At 63.5% G+C, this 17,000-nt stretch carries 15 protein-coding genes and 1 tRNA gene; 14 read left to right on the plus strand and 2 right to left on the minus strand.

The window, feature by feature from the left end:
• Positions 1-52 precede the first annotated feature (52 nt).
• The 5 genes from phaR (at position 53) to ACSH0F_RS05975 (ending at position 6,611) form a co-directional block, all read left to right on the plus strand.
• Positions 53-607: a polyhydroxyalkanoate synthesis repressor PhaR gene (phaR, locus tag ACSH0F_RS05955; protein WP_435200898.1), complete on the plus strand. Its 555-nt coding sequence runs from the start codon at positions 53-55 to the stop codon at positions 605-607.
• Positions 608-762: 155 nt separating this feature from the next.
• The gene (gene proS / locus ACSH0F_RS05960; protein ID WP_435200900.1) at positions 763-2,304 is read left to right on the plus strand and encodes a proline--tRNA ligase; all 1,542 of its coding nucleotides are present in this window, start codon (positions 763-765) and stop codon (positions 2,302-2,304) included.
• Between the two features lie 37 nt (positions 2,305-2,341).
• Positions 2,342-3,691: a M20/M25/M40 family metallo-hydrolase gene (locus tag ACSH0F_RS05965; RefSeq protein ID WP_435200902.1), complete on the plus strand. Its 1,350-nt coding sequence runs from the start codon at positions 2,342-2,344 to the stop codon at positions 3,689-3,691.
• A 12-nt stretch (positions 3,692-3,703) separates the two neighbouring features.
• Entirely contained in the window at positions 3,704-6,040 is a 2,337-nt protein-coding gene (gene rnr, locus ACSH0F_RS05970) for a ribonuclease R (RefSeq protein WP_435200904.1), read from the plus strand.
• Positions 6,041-6,089: 49 nt separating this feature from the next.
• Positions 6,090-6,611 carry a peroxiredoxin-like family protein gene (locus ACSH0F_RS05975; RefSeq protein ID WP_435200906.1) on the plus strand — a complete coding sequence of 174 codons (522 nt, stop codon included), beginning with the start codon at positions 6,090-6,092 and terminating at the stop codon, positions 6,609-6,611.
• A 4-nt stretch (positions 6,612-6,615) separates the two neighbouring features.
• On the opposite strand, the gene ACSH0F_RS05980 is transcribed toward ACSH0F_RS05975, so the two are convergent.
• Positions 6,616-7,068 carry a universal stress protein gene (locus ACSH0F_RS05980; RefSeq protein ID WP_305932575.1) on the minus strand — a complete coding sequence of 151 codons (453 nt, stop codon included), beginning with the start codon at positions 7,066-7,068 and terminating at the stop codon, positions 6,616-6,618.
• Positions 7,069-7,196: 128 nt separating this feature from the next.
• On the opposite strand from ACSH0F_RS05980, the gene ACSH0F_RS05985 reads away from it, so the two are divergent.
• The 7 genes from ACSH0F_RS05985 (at position 7,197) to ACSH0F_RS06015 (ending at position 14,770) form a co-directional block, all read left to right on the plus strand.
• On the plus strand, positions 7,197-8,564 hold the full coding sequence (locus ACSH0F_RS05985; RefSeq protein ID WP_435200908.1) for a pyruvate dehydrogenase complex dihydrolipoamide acetyltransferase: 1,368 nt from the start codon (positions 7,197-7,199) through the stop codon (positions 8,562-8,564).
• Positions 8,565-8,898: 334 nt separating this feature from the next.
• Positions 8,899-9,249 (plus strand): acyl-CoA thioesterase, encoded by a 351-nt coding sequence (locus ACSH0F_RS05990; protein WP_435200910.1) that lies wholly within the window; start codon positions 8,899-8,901, stop codon positions 9,247-9,249.
• Positions 9,250-9,559: 310 nt separating this feature from the next.
• Entirely contained in the window at positions 9,560-10,975 is a 1,416-nt protein-coding gene (lpdA, locus tag ACSH0F_RS05995; protein ID WP_435200912.1) for a dihydrolipoyl dehydrogenase, read from the plus strand.
• A gap of 35 nt (positions 10,976-11,010) precedes the next feature.
• Positions 11,011-12,870, plus strand: coding sequence for a cation:proton antiporter domain-containing protein (locus tag ACSH0F_RS06000; protein ID WP_435200914.1), 1,860 nt, complete (start codon positions 11,011-11,013; stop codon positions 12,868-12,870).
• Positions 12,870-13,805 (plus strand): aminotransferase class IV, encoded by a 936-nt coding sequence (locus tag ACSH0F_RS06005; RefSeq protein WP_435200916.1) that lies wholly within the window; start codon positions 12,870-12,872, stop codon positions 13,803-13,805. Before ACSH0F_RS06000 ends, ACSH0F_RS06005 begins: the two co-directional genes overlap by 1 nt.
• Positions 13,802-14,533, plus strand: coding sequence for an HAD family hydrolase (locus ACSH0F_RS06010; protein ID WP_435200918.1), 732 nt, complete (start codon positions 13,802-13,804; stop codon positions 14,531-14,533). The genes ACSH0F_RS06005 and ACSH0F_RS06010 overlap by 4 nt, the downstream gene beginning before the upstream one ends.
• 51 nt (positions 14,534-14,584) lie before the next feature.
• Entirely contained in the window at positions 14,585-14,770 is a 186-nt protein-coding gene (locus ACSH0F_RS06015) for a hypothetical protein (RefSeq protein ID WP_435200920.1), read from the plus strand.
• A 1-nt stretch (position 14,771) separates the two neighbouring features.
• Here the strand turns inward: ACSH0F_RS06015 and ACSH0F_RS06020 are convergent.
• Positions 14,772-14,861: transfer RNA gene (locus ACSH0F_RS06020), tRNA-Ser, on the minus strand.
• Between the two features lie 119 nt (positions 14,862-14,980).
• Between ACSH0F_RS06020 and ACSH0F_RS06025 the strand changes: the two genes are divergently transcribed.
• Both ACSH0F_RS06025 and ACSH0F_RS06030 read left to right on the plus strand, forming a co-directional pair.
• Positions 14,981-16,003: a lytic murein transglycosylase gene (locus tag ACSH0F_RS06025; protein ID WP_435200922.1), complete on the plus strand. Its 1,023-nt coding sequence runs from the start codon at positions 14,981-14,983 to the stop codon at positions 16,001-16,003.
• 43 nt (positions 16,004-16,046) lie between these two features.
• The gene (locus tag ACSH0F_RS06030; RefSeq protein WP_435200924.1) at positions 16,047-16,985 is read left to right on the plus strand and encodes an SPOR domain-containing protein; all 939 of its coding nucleotides are present in this window, start codon (positions 16,047-16,049) and stop codon (positions 16,983-16,985) included.
• The last annotated feature ends 15 nt before the right edge of the window (positions 16,986-17,000 follow it).

Raw genomic sequence — 17,000 nt, forward strand, 5'->3', positions numbered from 1 at the left:
TTGCACGTGCTAAGCCTTCCTCCGCACTGCACAATCCGGGGAGCATGCTAGGATGGCCAAGCGTACCGCAGACGGCGAGCCGATCATCATCAAGAAATACGCCAACCGGCGGCTCTACAACACCGATACCAGCAGCTATATCACGCTCGACGACCTGGCGAAGATGGTCCGCGAGAACGTCGACTTCCAGGTGCTCGATGCGAAGAGCGGGGACGACATCACCCACACCATTCTGACGCAGATCATCGTCGAAGAAGAAAGCCATGGCACGCAGATGCTGCCGGTCAGCTTTCTGCGCGATCTCATCAGCATGTACGGCAATTCGATGCAGTCGATGATGCCGAGCTATCTCGAAGCGAGCATGGCGAACTTCCGGAAGAACCGGGAACAGCTGCAGGCGGCCTTCGCCAAGGGCATCGAGGCCAACCCGCTCGCAAAGATGGCGGAAGCCAATTTCAAGATGATGCAGAATGCGGCGGAAGCCTTCATCCCGGGCACCCGCAAGACCGGCGCGAAGGACGTCAAACCGGAGCAGACCGACGAACTCGCCCAGATGCGCGAGCAGATGGCGGCCATGCAGAAGAAGCTGGACGAGCTTAGCAAGTAAGCTGCCGCTTAAGATTTTGATTTTTCCGTTCGCCCTGAGCTTGTCGAAGGGCCGCACTTCCTTTTAAGGGCGCACCGGAAGAAGGACGGTGCTTCGACAGGCTCAGCACGAACGGAGCTGGGGCTGGAACCGTCGCAAACCGAGGCTTTTCAAGAATGTCGAATATCCGCCATGCCCTGAACACCAAGCGAGCCGACGATTTCGCAGCCTGGTATCAGGAAGTCATTTCCGCCGCCGAAATGGCCGAGGAATCTGGCGTTCGCGGATGCATGGTCATCCGCCCCTGGGGCTACGGCATCTGGGAGCGCATGCAGCGCCTGCTCGACGACCGGATCAAGGCGACCGGGCACGAAAATGCCTATTTCCCGATCTTCATTCCGCTCTCGAATTTCGAGCGCGAGGCGGAGCATGTCGAAGGGTTCGCCAAGGAGATGGCTGTCGTCACGCACCATCGCCTGATCGCAGGCAAGGACGGAGGGCTGATCCCCGATCCCGAAGCCAAGCTGGAAGAGCCGCTGGTCGTGCGTCCGACGTCCGAAACCATCATCGGCGATGCGATGGCGCGCTGGGTGCAGAGCTGGCGTGACCTGCCGCTCAAGCTCAACCAGTGGGCCAATGTCGTACGCTGGGAGATGCGCACTCGCATGTTCCTGCGCACCAGCGAGTTCCTCTGGCAGGAAGGCCATACGGCCCATGCGGACGAAGCCGAGGCGAAAGAGCACACGCTGCGGATGCTCGAAGTTTATCGGGCCTTCGCCGACGAGGATCTCGCTCTTGCCGTCGTGGCGGGAGAAAAGCCCGAGAACGAGCGTTTCCCCGGTGCGGTCGAGACCTGGTCGATCGAGGCGATGATGCAGGACGGCAAAGCCTTGCAGGCGGGCACCAGCCACTATCTCGGCACCAATTTCTCGCAGGCCTCCGGCATCAAGTTCCAGAACAGGGAAGGCGGCGAAAGCCTTTGCCACACCACCAGCTGGGGCGTTTCGACGCGCATGGTCGGCGGCGTCATCATGACGCATGGCGATGACGACGGGCTGTGCCTGCCCCCGAAGATCGCGCCCCAGCAGGTCGTCATCCTGCCGATGCTGCGCGACAAGCCCGAAGACGAAGCGCTGATCGACTATTGCGAGGCCCTGCGCGCAACGCTCGCCAGTCAGCACGTGCTGGGCGAGCCGCTGCGGGTCCTGCTCGACACCCGGCCCGGCAAGGCCGCGGCCAAGCGTTGGGACTATGTCCGCAAGGGCGCACCGGTGATTATCGAGGTCGGCGGCCGCGACATGGACAATGGCGTCGTCAGCCTGCTGCGCCGCGACCGCCTGTGGGACGCGGATAGCGGCAAGCCCGCATTCCAGACCCCGACGCGCGAGGTCGCCGGTCAAACAGTGCCGGACATTCTCGCCGACATGCAGGCATCCCTGCTGACGGCGGCCGGCGAGAGGCGCGATGAGAACATTACGCGTGGCGTGACCGGTTTCGCGGATGTCGAGCAGCATTTCGCAGCGTCGAAATATCCCGGCTGGGTCGAAGTCCAATGGTCCAAGCCGACCGGAGAAGCGCTGGAAAAGGTGGTCGAGCGGCTCAAGGAGCATAAGCTGACGATCCGCAATGTGCCGCTGGACGTCGCGCCGGTCGATGGCGCGTGCATCTTCACCGGCGAACCGGCTGTCGAGCGCGTCCTGCTGGCGAAGGCTTACTAGCTTGATTTGACGGCGGGTTTGGCCGAGAGCTTCGGTCATGAGAAAGTTCGCCCTTATCGCCGCCCTCCTTGCCACCACACCGCTCGCAGCACAGGAGGCCGATCCGGCAGCCGACGTCTCGCAAAAACGCCTGCGCGCAGACATCGACACGCTAGTCGGCTTCGGCACCCGCCATACCCTGTCCGAACAGGACAATCCCACGCGCGGCATCGGCGCAGCAGTCGACTGGGGGCTGGCCGAATTCGGTCGCATCTCGGAGAGCTGCGGGGGCTGCCTGACGATGGTTGCGCCCGAACGCATCGAAGAGGGCCGCCGCTTGCCGCGCCCGACCCGCATTCGAAATGCCGTCGCGATCCAGCGCGGGACCGAGCGGCCGAACGAGGTCGTCATCGTGCAGGCCCATATCGACAGCCGCGTCACCGACGCAATGGATTGGGAAAGCGATGCGCCCGGCGCCAATGACGACGGCTCCGGCACGGTGTTGGTCCTGGAGGCTGCGCGGCAGCTCACCAAGAACAGCTATCCGGTGACCATCGTCTATGCGCTGCTCTCGGGCGAGGAGCAGGGGCTCTACGGCGGGCGGCTGATGGCAGACTACGCCGCGGAGCAGGGCTGGCAGGTCAAAGCCGTGCTCAACAACGATGTGGTCGGCAATAGCTGCGGCAGCGATGGCTATTGCGACCCCGACCACGTCCGCGTGTTCTCCGAAGGCCCGCGCGCGGATCTGACCGACGCCGTCCGCGCCGCCCAGCGCCGCGAGGGTGGAGAGAACGACAGCCCGAGCCGCAACCTCTCGCGCTGGCTCGACAATGTCGCCGACGAGACCGAGGGCGGGCTCGACGTGCGCCAGATCTGGCGGGTCGACCGCATGGGGCGCGGCGGGGACCAGATCCCGTTCATGGAGAAGGGCTTCCCTGCCATCCGCATCGCCGTGGCGGTCGAGGATTACGAGCATCAGCACCAGGACCTGCGGACCGAAGACGGAACCGTTTATGGCGACACGGCGGACGAGATGGACTTCGCCTATCTCGCCAAGGTGACGCAGTTCAACATTCGCGCACTCGACAAGCTGGCTCGAACCCCTGCGCCACCGGCCTCCACCGCGGAAGCCGCCGTACAGACCTACACCGACATCGCCTGGAGCGAAGTCCCGGGAGCGGTCGGCTATACCGTATGGCAGCGCCGCACCGATGAAGCCTATTGGCGCGAGGAGCCGGTGATCGAGAATATCGTCGTGACCAATGCGCGGCTGGAAGGCGTGCGCGGCGACGACTGGATTTTCGGCGTCAGCGCCACCGGTGCCGACGGATCGCGCAGCCCAGTCTCCAGCGCTGTTCCGGCAGGCCAATTTGCTCCGGTGCCGGTGGAAGAGGATGAAACCGCGTAAGCCCATCCCCATATGGCGCGCATGACAAAACAGAACAAACATCGGAAGCCGAAAGGCCTGCCGAGCAACGAACAGATACTCGAATTCATCCAGACCTCCGAGACGCCTGCCGGCAAGCGGGAGATCGCCAAGGCATTCGGCCTAAAGGGGCAGGAGAAGATCGCGCTGAAGAAGCGCCTCAAGGACATGGCCGAGGAAGGCCTGATCGACGGCAAGCGCACCGCCTATCACCGCATGGGCGGCGTGCCGAAGGTCACGATCCTGAAGATCGTTGCGATTGAGGACGGTGAACCGGTTGCGGAGCCTGAAAACTGGGCGCCGGACAGCAAGGAAAAGCCGCCGCGCCTCATGGTCAAGGAAAGCAAGAAGATGGCGGCGTTCAAGCGCGGCGATCGCATTCTTGCGCGGAACGAGGAAACCGAACGCGGCTGGCGTGCGACGCCGATCAAGAAGCTGCCCGCCCGCACCGAAGGCCTGATGGGCGTGGTGGAGAAGGATGGCAGCGGCAATTACTGGCTCGCGCCGGTCGACAAGAAGGTCCGCGATTCATCGCCCATCGGCGATGTCGGCGAGGCCGAGGTCGGCGAGCTCGTGCTGGCCGAGCGCATGGGCAAGTCCCCGCGCTCCAAGGTCAAAGTGGTCGAGGTCGTCGGCGATCCGCTGGCGCCCAAGGCCTTCAGCCTGATCGCCATCGCCAAGCACGGCATCCCGCACATCTTTCCGCGCGAAGTCATCGAAGAGGCTGAGCGCGCGGTCGACCTTCCACTCAGCGAGGATCACCGCGAGGACCTGCGCGACGTCCCTATCGTCGCCATCGACCCCGCCGACGCGCGCGACCACGACGACGCCATCTGGGCCGAGCCCGACGGCAAGGGCGGCTATCGCGCCATCATCGCGATCGCCGACGTCAGCTATTATGTGCGCCCGGGCAGCAAGCTCGACCGCGAGGCGAGGAAGCGCGGCAATTCGGTATATTTCCCCGACCGCGTCGTGCCGATGCTGCCCGAGGTGTTGAGCGCCGACGTTTGCAGCCTGAAACAGGATGTCGACCGTGCGGCCATGGCTTGCCACATCCGCATCTCGCCCGAGGGCAAGGTGACCGATTGGCGCTTCACTCGCGCCATCGTGCGGCTGGCGAAGAACATCGCTTACGAGGACGCGCAGACGGCCATAGATGCCGGCGATGCGCCGGAGTACTTAACGAACCTGTGGGGCGCATGGGAGCTGCTCTACAAGGCACGCGAGGCGCGCGACCCGCTCGACCTCGATCTGCCCGAGCGGCAGGTCAAGCTGAACGATGAGGGCGTGATTGAGGAAATCGCCGTACGCGAACGGCTCGATGCGCACCGCGTGGTCGAAGATTTCATGATCGCCGCCAATGTTGCTGCGGCCAAGGCGCTGGAGGCGAAGAACGCGCCGGTCGTCTACCGGGTCCACGAGACGCCGAGCCGTGAGAAGCTGCTCGCGTTCAAGGAATATCTTGCCAGCCAGGGCCGCAAGTTCGCCATGGGCCAGGTCATCACCCCGGGCCTCTTCAATCGCATGTTGAAGGACATTTCCGATCCGGCGGAAAAGGCGCTCATCATGGAAGCGGTGCTGCGCAGCCAGACGCAGGCGTATTACGGTCCGGCCAATGCGGGGCACTTCGGCCTGGCACTTGGCAGCTATGCGCACTTCACCTCGCCGATCCGCCGCTACGCCGACCTGCTGGTCCACCGCGCGTTGGTAGATGCCTACAAGCTCGAACAGCCGAAACCGAAGCCGAAGCTGGATCTGCGGGAAGGCTCGGGCCTCTCCGATCGCGACAAGACCGCGCTCGGCCAGATCACCGACGCCATCAGCCAGACCGAGAGGCGCGCAATGGAGGCGGAACGCGATACGATCGACCGTTATGTCGCCGCATGGCTATCGGGCCGCGTCGGCGAAACCTTCGACACGCGCATCACCGGGGTGCAGGGCTTCGGCTTCTTCGCCACGATCGACAAGCTTGGCGGCGACGGGTTGGTCCCCGTCAGCACGCTGGGCCGCGAATATTTCACTTACGACGAGAAGGCGCAGAAGCTGGTCGGCGAAAAGAGCGGCACCGAATATGCCGTCGGCGACCGCCTCAAGCTCAAGCTGGCCGAGGCCAATGCGCTGACCGGCGCGCTCAAGTTCGAAGTGCCCGACAGCGACGGGCAAGGTGTCGAAAGTCGCGGCAACCGCGCCGAGCTGAAAAAGCGCTCGCACCAGCGCAAGGGGGCTCCCAAGAACGGCCCTAAGAAAGGCAAGGGCGCACCCCGCCAGAAGCACGATCAGGGCAAGCGGGGGCGGCCGGGCAACATCCGGCATCAGGGCCGCAAGAAGTAGCTTCGGAACGGGCCGGGGCAGGGGTCATTGATGCTCTAAAGGAGACATCATGCCCCAGCTTATCCCCGGCCAGAAAGTGCCCGATCTCGACCTGCCGCTGACCATCGACGCGCGCTTCGAACTCTCGAAGCAGGAGCCCGAGAACTACACCATGCTGGTGTTCTATCGCGGCAAGCATTGCCCGATCTGCAAGAAGTACCTGACCGAGCTCGGCGGGCGACTGTCCGACTTTACCGGCAAGGGCATCAACGTGTTCTCGGTCAGCATGGACAACCCCGATCGCGCCGCCGTTGCGCATGAGGAGTGGGAAACCCACGACCTCCCGATCGCCCACTCGCTCACCGAAGAAAAGGCCCGCGAATGGGGCCTCTATATCAGCGAAAAGCGCGATGGCAGCGAGGAGCCGGACATGTTTTCCGAGCCCGGCCTGTTCCTGGTGAAGCCCGACGGGACGCTGCACCTGGCCGTGGTCCAGAACGCGCCCTTCACGCGGCCCGATCTCGACGACCTGCTTAGCGGCCTCAGCTTCACGATCGAGAACGATTACCCGACGCGCGGCACCCTAACCTGAGCGGTCAGGCCAGCGCGTCCAGCTCGTCTTTCGAGATGCCGCCGGGGATCAGGTAGAGCGGGCAGGGCAGATTGCCCGCTGTCGCCGCAAAGTGGTTGACGAGCGGGCCGGAATTGCCCTCCGCGCTCGTCGCCAGCACCAAGGCGGCGATATTGCCGTGCTCCTCGATATATTTCCGGATGACGTCGGCGGGTGGACCGGGGCGCACGGCGATGGTCGGCATCTTGCCCATCTCGCCGAAGATATTCCCCGCCGCGGAGTTGGCCATCACCTCCGCCCGGTCGCGCGCTTCTTGCTCGATCGTCGCCTGTACCCCGCCGAAGGCATTGAAGGTCTGCTGCGGCACCAGCGCCAGGATGTGGACGGTCCCGCCGGTCTTGTAGGCGCGCAGGCTGGCAAAGCGCAGCGCCCGCTTCGCCTCCTCGGTTTCGTCCATCACGACCAGATAGATACGCATCCAAAGTCCCCTCTCTCGCACGCGGGCCTATCTTGTAATTCGTATTCTGTGCAAGGACCTTGCTTGCCCGTGCCATTTTGGCCAGAGGTGCGGGCGAACTCTCTCCCCAGCGAGGACGTAACGTAAACATGCCCACGCCGATCAAGATGCCCGCCCTGTCGCCCACCATGGAGGAGGGCACGCTCGCCAAATGGCTGGTGAAGCCGGGCGACAAGGTCGAAGCCGGCGACATCATGGCCGAGATCGAAACCGACAAGGCGACGATGGAATTCGAAGCCGTGGACGAAGGCACGATCGCCTCGATCGCGGTGGACGAGGGCAGCGAGGGCGTGAAGGTCGGCACCGTCATCGCGATGCTTGCTGAAGAGGGCGAAGATCTGGACGAGGCAGCTGCGGCTGCACCGGAAGGGGATGCGGACAGTCAAGAGTCTGATTCCGCCCCCGCTCCGACGGAATCCGAAAAGAAGGACGTCGTCCCAGCGAAAGCTGGGACCGCTAACGAAGCCGCGCAACAGAAAGCGCCCCCAGCGTCCGCTGGGGTGACGAACGGCGCAAAGGCCCCCGCCGCGCCGAAGGGCGACAGCGGTGAGCGCATCATCGCCTCGCCACTCGCCCGCCGCATTGCCGAGCAGAAAGGCGTCGATCTCGCCGGTGTCACCGGCTCCGGCCCGCGCGGCCGCATCGTGAAGGCCGATGTCGAAGGCGCGGAAGGCGGGAAGGCAGCCGCTTCCGCCAAGCAGGACGCGACCGCCGAAATGGCCGAACCGCGTGTGCCCGGCAAAACGCCGGCCGAAAGCGAATACGGTGCGCCGTATGAGGAAGAAAAGCTCACCAATGTCCGCAAGGTCATCGCGCGCCGCCTGACCGAGAGCAAGCAGCAGGTCCCGCATTACTACCTCGCCGTGGACGTGCGGCTCGATGCGATGCTCGACCTGCGCAAGCAGCTCAACGCCGGGCTGGAAGCGGACGGGGTCAAGCTGTCCGTCAACGATATGCTGATCAAGGCTCTGGCCCGCGCATTGATGCGCGTGCCGCAGTGCAATGTCAGCTTCCAGGGCGATACGATCCACCGCTACAAGCGCGCCGACGTGTCGGTGGCCGTTGCCGCGCCGACCGGTCTCATCACCCCGATCATCACCGAAGCCGATACCAAGGGCCTCGCCGCGATCAGCACGTCGATGAAGGAGCTTGCGGAGAAGGCGCGCGAGGGCAAGCTGCAGCCGCATGAATACCAGGGCGGCACGGCCAGCCTCTCCAACCTCGGCATGTTCGGCATCAAGCAGTTCGACGCGGTCATCAACCCGCCGCAGGGCATGATCATGGCCGTCGGCGCGGGCGAGCAGCGCCCCTATGTCGTCGACGGCGCGCTGCAGGTCGCAACCGTGATGACCGCCAGCGGCTCCTTCGACCACCGCGCCATCGACGGCGCGGATGGCGCGCAGCTGATGGAAGCTTTCAAGCAGCTTTGCGAGAACCCGATGGGGCTGGTGGTCTAATTGAGGGTTACTCGCGCCTCTTTGGCGGCACTTCTTGCGGCGCACATTCTGTTTGTCTGGGGAATGCTAGGTTTCTTGGGTGAGACGTGGATTCGGGCAGTCTTCTGCACGGCTTCAAATACGCCGCTTGTCACTCCGCTGCTTGGAATCGCATGGCTAGCGGCAACTCTAACACCCCTCGTCGGACTTTATGCGCTCTCAAGAGGACGTTGGGAAACGATCTACCTTTACTCGATTGCGTTCACGTTCTTCACTTTCTGGCTTATTCAATTTCTCAATGAAGCTCGATTGACTTTTTGTGATGTGCTCTGATCCCCTCATCCGCGTCACGGCGATGCCAACCGACCTCAACCCCTATGGCGGGGTGTTCGGCGGGTGGCTGATGAGCCAGATGGCGCTCGGCGCGGGTTCACTTGCGAGCCGGGAGGGGCAGGGCAAGGCGGTGGTCGTCTCGGCCACCGATTTCGCCTTCCCTGGCGCGATGGCCGTGGGCGACGAGCTGTCGGTCTATTGCGAAATCCTCGCCACCGGCAAAACCTCGCTGACCATCGCCGCCGAAGCCATCGCCCGCGAGCGCAATGGCGAAGCCGAGACCAAGGTGGCGAGCGGCACGTTCAAATTCGTGATGCTGGGCGACGACGACAAACCGCGCCCGGTGCGCGCGGTCGGAGGCAAGTGGGCTTGATCTTGCGCGTCCACCCCTCTTCCGTTCGGGCTGAGCTTGTCGAAGCCTCTTTCTTCTTTTTCGGCGTGGCGCCAGAAGTGAAGTGCGGCCCTTCGACAAGCTCAGAGCGAACGGGTTTGGAAGACCCGCAAATGCGCGCGGCGCTGTCCTACACAGGGCCGTTCATGGCAGATGAAGGGCATGATCGCCGCTCGCCCCTCCGTGACATCAGCCGAAAGCACCCGCTCGCGACCCAGAAGATTTTTCCCGCCTGGACTGTGTAACACCCGGTCCATGTCTGAGACGAAACGAGAGACACCAGAGACGAATCATGGCTGACACCCAATATGACGTAATCGTGCTCGGCAGCGGACCCGGCGGCTATGTCGCGGCGATCCGCTGCGCGCAGCTGGGGCTGAAAACCGCCATCGTGGAGCGCGAGCTGCTCGGTGGGATCTGCCTCAACTGGGGCTGTATACCGACCAAGGCGCTGCTGCGGTCGGCCGAGATCAAGCACTTCATGGAGCATGCGGGCGACTACGGGCTGAAGGTCGCATGCAAGATCGAAGCCGATCTCGAAGCAGTGGTGAAGCGCAGCCGCGGCGTCGCCAAACAGCTCAATCAGGGCGTCACGCACCTGATGAAGAAGAACAAGATCGCGGTCCACATGGGGGAGGGCACGCTGACCGGTCCGACCAGCCTCACCGTCAAGGGCGAAGAGGGGGAGGAGAAGCTCTCCGCCAAGCACGTGATCGTCGCCACCGGTGCCCGCGCGCGCGACCTGCCTTTCGCCAAGGCGGACGGCAAGCGGGTGTGGACCTATCGCACCGCCATGACCCCGCCCGACATGCCCAAGAAGCTGCTGGTGATCGGCAGCGGTGCGATAGGGATCGAGTTCGCAAGCTTCTACAACGACATGGGCGCGGATGTGACCGTGGTCGAAATGCTCGACCGGATCGTGCCGGTGGAGGACAAGGACGTCTCCGCCTTCCTCGAGAAGAACCTGACCAAGCAGGGCATGACGATCATGACCGGAGCCGGTGTCGAGGACCTCAAGGTCTCCGATAAGGGTGTGAAGGCCAAGATCAAGGATGCGAAGGGCAAGGTCGGCGAGACCGAGTTCAGCCACTGCATCGTCGCCATCGGCATCGTGCCGAACACCGAAGGCATCGGCCTAGACAAGCTGGTCGAAATGGACCGCGGCTTCATCCAGATCGACGGGATGGGGCGCACCAAGTCGAAGGGCCTGTGGGCCATCGGCGACTGCACACCCGGCCCCTGGCTGGCGCACAAGGCGAGCCACGAAGGCGTGACCGCCGCCGAAGCCATCGCGACCGAGCTGGGCTTGAAGGGCCTCCACCCGCATGCGCTCGACCGCGCCAACATCCCGGGTTGCACCTATTGCCACCCGCAGATCGCCAGCGTCGGCCTGACCGAGGAAAAGGCGAAGGAAGCGGGCCATGAGGTCAAGGCCGGAACCTTCCCCTTCATCGGCAACGGCAAGGCCATCGCGCTGGGCGAGGCGGAGGGCTTCTGCAAGACCGTGTTCGACGCCAAGACCGGCGAGCTGCTGGGCGCGCACATGGTCGGCGCGGAAGTGACCGAGATGATCCAGGGCTTCGTCGTCGGCAAGACGCTGGAGACCACCGAGGCGGAACTGATGCAGACCGTCTTCCCGCATCCGACCATCAGCGAGAGCATGCACGAGAGCGTGCTCGCGAGCTACGGCAGAGCCCTGCATATCTGATGGGCACGTCTAGGGCGGGAAGCTAGGGGAAATTGATGACGAGTTTCCTGATCCTCGCCTTCCTGCTCCTCGTCGCAGGCGTGGTGGCCGTCCCGCTGGCGAGCCGCTTCGGCCTCGGCTCGGTGCTCGGCTACCTGCTGGCGGGCATGGCGATCAGCCCGCTGCTCGGCACGCTGAATGTCGATGTCGAGGCGCTGCAGGTCTTCGCCGAGTTCGGCGTGGTGATGATGCTGTTCATCATCGGCCTCGAGATGGAGCCGAAGCGCCTGTGGGACATGCGCGGCAAGCTGGCCGGGCTGGGCGGCGGACAGGTGCTGCTGACGACCGGCGCGATCTTCGTGATCGGGCTGATCGCGGCGAACCCGTGGCAGACCGCGCTGGCCATCGCGCTCATCCTCGCGCTCTCCTCCACGGCGATCATCGTCCAGACGCTGACCGAGAAGAACCTGTTGCGCAGCGAAGGCGGCGAGGCCAGCTTCTCGGTGCTGCTGGTCCAGGACGTGGCGGTAATCCCGATCCTGGCGTTGCTGCCGCTGCTTGCAATGCCGGAGCTCTACAGCGCCGCTGCTGCAGGGCACGGCGGGGAGGGCGCGCATGGCGGGATCGACCTGACCGAGGCGATGCCCGTCTGGCTCGCGGGCCTCTCGCGCGTTGCCGCTGTCGCAGCCGTCGTCGCGATCGGCATCTACGCCATCCGTCCGCTCTTCCGCTACATCGCCGCAGCCAATCTGCGCGAGCTCTTCACGGCGGCCGCGCTGGTCGTGGTGATCGGTATCGCCCTGCTCATGTCTCTCGTCGGCCTTTCACCGGCGCTCGGAGCATTCGTCGCCGGTGTTGTGCTGGCGACCAGCGAGTACCGCCACGAACTCGAAAGCGACATCGACCCGTTCAAGGGGCTGCTGCTAGGCCTGTTCTTCATCACCGTGGGCGCCGGGATCGACTTCGGGCTTGCCGCCGGAATGATCGGCGAAGTGGTGTTCTGGGCGGCGGTGATCATCCTCGCCAAGATGGCGGTGCTGCTGCTGGTCGGCTACAGCTACGGACTGCGGCGACAGGCGCTCTGGCTGTTCGCGCTCAGCCTGCCGCAGGCCGGAGAGTTCGCCTTCGTCCTGATCGCCTTCGCTGTCGGCAATTCCGTGTTCGACCAGGCTATGGCCGATCTGCTGCTGCTCGTCGTGGCACTGACGATGCTGGTCACGCCGCTGCTGTTCATCCTCTACGACAAGGTCGTGGCGCGCGCCTACTGCACTGGCCAGCAGGGCGAGGCAGACACGATCGACGAGGAGAGCCAGGTCATCATCGCAGGGCGCGGGCGAGTCGGCGGGATCGTCGACCGCATGCTGCAGGCCGCGGGCTACTCCACCACCGTCATCGACTACGACAGCAAACATCTCGAGATGGTTCGCAAGTTCGGCTTCCGCAGCTACTTCGGCGATGCCACGCGACCGGACCTGCTGGCTTCGGCAGGTATCGACAAAGCGAAGCTGCTGGTCGTCACACTCGATGAGAAAGAGCAAATCGACCGCTTGGTCAAATACGCCGTCGCCAACTTTCCGAAGCTGCATGTGACCGCGCGGGCGATCGACCGAAACCACGTCTACGAGCTGTGGGCCTATGGTTGCCGCGATATCATCCGCGAGACCTACGACAGCTCGCTCCGCATGGGGCGCTCGGCATTCGAGGCACTGGGCATGGATCGCCAGCAAGCGCGTGCGGCGACCGATGCCTTCGAGGAAATGGACCGCAGCTCGATGCGCGAGGTCGCCGATCTCTACGACATGGACATCCCCTTCGAGCAGAACGAGCCGCTGATCGCCAAGGTCAAGGAACTGCGCAGCGAGTGGGATCCGATCCTGCGAGAGCAAATGGATGAAATCCTGAAGAGGGGCCACTGATGGACGCCGAAGCTCGCGGAACACATCTCTACGTCGCCGACGAGCGCAACCAGAATGTCCTGATCGATATCAATGGCGAGCACCATCGCCGTCCCGATGCCAAGATCAGCGTCTTCGACAGCGGCTTCGTGCTTGGCGACGGGGTGTGGGAGGGCATTCGCCTGCATCACGGAAGGCTCGCCTTCCTCGATCGCCACCTGGACCGTCTCTGGCGCGGTGCAAAAGCGATCCACATGGATATCGGCATCCCGCGCAGGGAAATGAAGCGGCGCTTATACGCCGTGCTGGACGCGAACGGGATGGACGGGGAGGGCGTCCATATCCGGCTGATGGTCACCCGCGGCATTCGCTCCACGCCCTATCAGGATCCCCGCGTGGTAGTGACCCCTGCGACCATCGTGATGATCCCGGAATGGAAGGAGCCCGCGCCGGAAACGGCGACGCGCATGCTGACGCTCGCCACGGTCCACGTGCGCCGCGGCTATCCCGATGTGCAGGACCCGATGCTCAATTCGCATAGCAAGCTCAACTGCATCACCGCCTGTATCCAGGCAGCGCAGGCCGGAGCGGACGAGGGCCTGATGCTCGACCCGCACGGCTTCGTCGCGACCTGCAATTCGACGCACTTCTTCATCGTGCGCGAGGGCGAGGTCTGGACTTCCAGCGGCGACTATTGCCTCGATGGTATCACCCGCGGCGTGGTGATCGAGATCGCTAGGGAGGCCGGCATGACGGTGCGCGAGCGCAACTTCTCGCTGACGCACGTCTATAGTGCCGAGGAGGCTTTCACGACCGGAACCTTCGCAGGTGTCGCTCCGGTGGGAACGATCGACGGTCGTGTGATCTCCATACAGCGCGGCCCCGTCGTCGAGCGCCTTCAGCAGCTCTATCTCGACCGGTTGGCAAAGGATGTCGCGGAGAGGGATCGGCCATGACCATTCGCATCGCCATGTGGTCCGGCCCCCGCAATATCTCGACCGCCATGATGCGCAGCTTCGGGTCGCGCGACGACTGTGCCGTTTCCGACGAGCCTTTCTATGGTGCCTTCCTGAAGACCAGCAGGGAGGATCATCCTCTCGGACGCGAAACGATCGAGTCGATGGATTGCGACTGGCATTCGATCCTTGAGACACAATCCGGGCCTGCACCGAACGGCGAACCGATCTGGTATCAGAAGCACATGCCGCACCACATGCTGGGGCCGGTCTCGATCGAGGATATGCCGCAACATCGCCATGCCTTCCTCATTCGCGCTCCCGAACGGGTCGTGGCGAGCTATCGCAAGAAGAACGAATTGCGCCGCCCCGAGATGTTGGGGTTGGAGCAGCTACGGCGCTATTTCGAATTCGAGAGAGATCGCTCCGGCCGCGTCCCTCCGGTTGTAGATTCGGATGACATTCTCGCAGATCCGGCTCGCGTTCTCGGATGCTTGTGCCATGCACTCGAAATACCGTGGGATCCGGCCATGCTGTCCTGGGAAACCGGCCCTCACGCCGAAGACGGCGTCTGGGGTGTGCATTGGTACGACAAGGTCAACGCCTCCACCGGCTTCGGCGCAGCTCCCGACGAGATACCGCAACTGGACGGAGAATATGCCCGTGTCGCCGACGCTTGCCGCGATGACTACGAGGCACTCTCGCGGCACCGGCTCTCGGTCGACTGAAACGCTGCAACCCACTGTCTTCTCATGCGTTACGGTTCAGAGGAGACAATCATGGAATATGAAATCGACGATCAGCCGCAGGGCGAGGAAGACGATCTGGAAGCACAGCGCGATGGCGGCATCGTGGAGGATCACATCGCTCTGAAGAACCAGTCGAGCGTCGAGGCAGAGGACTATCCCGCCTCTCAACGCGCCGATCAATCTCTGGTTCGCGGTCTTAAAAAGAAGAAGGACTAGCTGGCGGACAGGGTGGGATTCGAACCCACGAAGGGCTTGCACCCTTGCCGGTTTTCAAGACCGGTGCATTCAACCGCTCTGCCACCTGTCCGCGAGCGAAAGGCTAGCTAGCGTCAAGCATCCGGCTTGTCACGACCGACATGGCTCATTTCGTGAGGCCATGCGAAATCCGACACTTGCCATTCATCTCGCGTCTGCGAGAATTGGGAGATGACATTGAAGAAAATCCTCGCCTTCATCGCCGCTCTCGCCCTGTCGCTGCCCGCCACCTCCGCAACAGCGCAGAGCGATTTGTCGTTCGAAGCCTATATGCAGCTGCTGATCGCCCGAGCGCGCGCCGAGGGCGTTTCCGAAAGCACGCTCCAGCGTATGACCGCCGGTCTCGAACCCAACCGAAGGGTTATCGAACTCGATCAATCACAACCGGGCTCACCCACTAGCAGCGGCTATCCTCCACTTGCCCCTTACATCGCCACGCATGTCGACAGCGCGCGCATCAATGGCGGCCAACGAGCCTATGCGAACTACCGCTCGCGCCTGCGCGCCATAGAGAGCGAGTATGGCGTACCGGCGGAAATCCTCGTGGCGATTTGGGGACATGAAACTGCATACGGCGCCGTAAAGGGCGGTTTCGATCTCTCGCAGGCTCTTGCCACGCTGGCTTGGGAAGGACGCCGCCGCGACCTGTTCGCCGGCGAATGGGTCGCCCTGATGAAGGTGGCCGACAAGGGATATTCGCGCAGCGAGCTTAAGGGCAGCTGGGCCGGTGCTTTCGGAAATCCGCAGTTCCTCCCCTCCGTCTATCTCCGCTTGGCCGCCGACGGAGACGGTGATGGGCGTGCCGACATCATGAACAACGGCAATGACGCACTTGCGTCCATCGCCAATTACTTCCGCGATTCCGGCTGGCGTGCTGGGCAACCTTGGGGTGTTCGCGCGTCTGTACCCAATGGGTTCAATGTCTCCGCTTATCGCACGACCATCGATGCGCCCGTCTGCAATCGCGTGCATGAGCGTCACAGCGTGTACAAGACCGCCGCCGAATGGCGAGCGCTCGGCGTTCAACCCCAACGTGCGCTTGCACCCGACACGCTGGTGACGCTGTTCCAGCCTGACGGGCCGGGCACTCCCGCTTGGCTCTTAACGTCAAATTATCGGGCGATCCTCGAATACAATTGCTCGAATTATTACGCCATGAGTGTGGGGCTGTTGGCGGATGAAATTGCGCAATAGGTTTGGAGTGTTCTGTGCTGGGCTTCTGGCGGGCGCTACAGGGATGCCCCTCGCCGCTCACGCTCAGCAGGCAGCGGACGCATTAACAGGGCCGGCTGCCGACTATCCGATAGTGCTCGGTGATCCCTTTGTGATTGATGGCCAGACTTTCACGCCCGTCGATACCATGAATTACGACCGCGTCGGATATATCGCAGCCGATGAAGAGGGCGGCGGCGGGGTGACCGGGGCACATAAGACCTTGCCCCTGCCGAGCTATGTCGAGGTGACTTCGCTCGAGACCGGTCGCACGATTCTCGTACGTCTGGAGAGACGGGGGCCAATGACAATTGATCGGCTACTTGCGCTGTCACCCGGCGCGCTCGCGCAACTTGGGGCAATTGACGGGGCGCCGATACGTATTCGCCGGGTCAATCCGCCCGAAGAGCATCGTGCGATGCTGCGACAGGGCGAGGAAGCACCGCTGCGCATGGATACCCCCGCCAGCCTCGTCGAGGTGCTGAAGCGACGGTTGCCGGACGCCGGCTCTGCGTCCTTGCGCGATCCACGCCAAGATGCGGTCACCGGCAGGGAGCCGGATACTGCGACAATACCGGCCATCGATCCGAGTGCGGACTTGCCGGCTCCTGGCGAGAGCCGATCCGTGACGACCGAAGCGAGCGAGCAAAACGATAGCCAAGAGCTGACTCTAGTTAAAATTGCCGAGCCGGACCCGGTGCCTGCAATCGACGATGCGGAGCAGTTCAATCCCACCCTGCCGACCCCGTCAGACCGCGGCGGGTTCGTCGTGCAATTGGGCGCGTTCTCGGTACGCGCCAACGCCGAGCGCCTTGCCAACAAGATCGATGGCTTCATCACGCCGAGCGGCTCGCTCAGCCTCGTTCGAGTTGGGCCATTCGCGAGTAGGGAAAAGGCCGCGCAAGCGCTCGCAAAGCTGCAGGGCGCAGGCTATAGAGACGCTCTGATCCAAACCGCAGAGTAGCCGGTCGGTCCGCAT

The organism is Qipengyuania sp. 902, from assembly GCF_051195295.1.
Classification (GTDB): domain Bacteria; phylum Pseudomonadota; class Alphaproteobacteria; order Sphingomonadales; family Sphingomonadaceae; genus Qipengyuania.

What these genes read in the sequence shown, in the direction of transcription:
- phaR (WP_435200898.1), top strand. Translation starts at nt 53, where the DNA reads ATGGCCAAGCGTACCGCAGACGGCGAGCCGATCATCATCAAGAAATAC.
- proS (WP_435200900.1), top strand. Translation starts at nt 763, where the DNA reads ATGTCGAATATCCGCCATGCCCTGAACACCAAGCGAGCCGACGATTTC.
- ACSH0F_RS05965 (WP_435200902.1), top strand. Translation starts at nt 2,342, where the DNA reads ATGAGAAAGTTCGCCCTTATCGCCGCCCTCCTTGCCACCACACCGCTC.
- rnr (WP_435200904.1), top strand. Translation starts at nt 3,704, where the DNA reads ATGGCGCGCATGACAAAACAGAACAAACATCGGAAGCCGAAAGGCCTG.
- ACSH0F_RS05975 (WP_435200906.1), top strand. Translation starts at nt 6,090, where the DNA reads ATGCCCCAGCTTATCCCCGGCCAGAAAGTGCCCGATCTCGACCTGCCG.
- ACSH0F_RS05980 (WP_305932575.1), bottom strand. Translation starts at nt 7,068, where the DNA reads ATGCGTATCTATCTGGTCGTGATGGACGAAACCGAGGAGGCGAAGCGG.
- ACSH0F_RS05985 (WP_435200908.1), top strand. Translation starts at nt 7,197, where the DNA reads ATGCCCACGCCGATCAAGATGCCCGCCCTGTCGCCCACCATGGAGGAG.
- ACSH0F_RS05990 (WP_435200910.1), top strand. Translation starts at nt 8,899, where the DNA reads ATGCCAACCGACCTCAACCCCTATGGCGGGGTGTTCGGCGGGTGGCTG.
- lpdA (WP_435200912.1), top strand. Translation starts at nt 9,560, where the DNA reads ATGGCTGACACCCAATATGACGTAATCGTGCTCGGCAGCGGACCCGGC.
- ACSH0F_RS06000 (WP_435200914.1), top strand. Translation starts at nt 11,011, where the DNA reads ATGACGAGTTTCCTGATCCTCGCCTTCCTGCTCCTCGTCGCAGGCGTG.
- ACSH0F_RS06005 (WP_435200916.1), top strand. Translation starts at nt 12,870, where the DNA reads ATGGACGCCGAAGCTCGCGGAACACATCTCTACGTCGCCGACGAGCGC.
- ACSH0F_RS06010 (WP_435200918.1), top strand. Translation starts at nt 13,802, where the DNA reads ATGACCATTCGCATCGCCATGTGGTCCGGCCCCCGCAATATCTCGACC.
- ACSH0F_RS06015 (WP_435200920.1), top strand. Translation starts at nt 14,585, where the DNA reads ATGGAATATGAAATCGACGATCAGCCGCAGGGCGAGGAAGACGATCTG.
- ACSH0F_RS06025 (WP_435200922.1), top strand. Translation starts at nt 14,981, where the DNA reads ATGACATTGAAGAAAATCCTCGCCTTCATCGCCGCTCTCGCCCTGTCG.
- ACSH0F_RS06030 (WP_435200924.1), top strand. Translation starts at nt 16,047, where the DNA reads ATGCCCCTCGCCGCTCACGCTCAGCAGGCAGCGGACGCATTAACAGGG.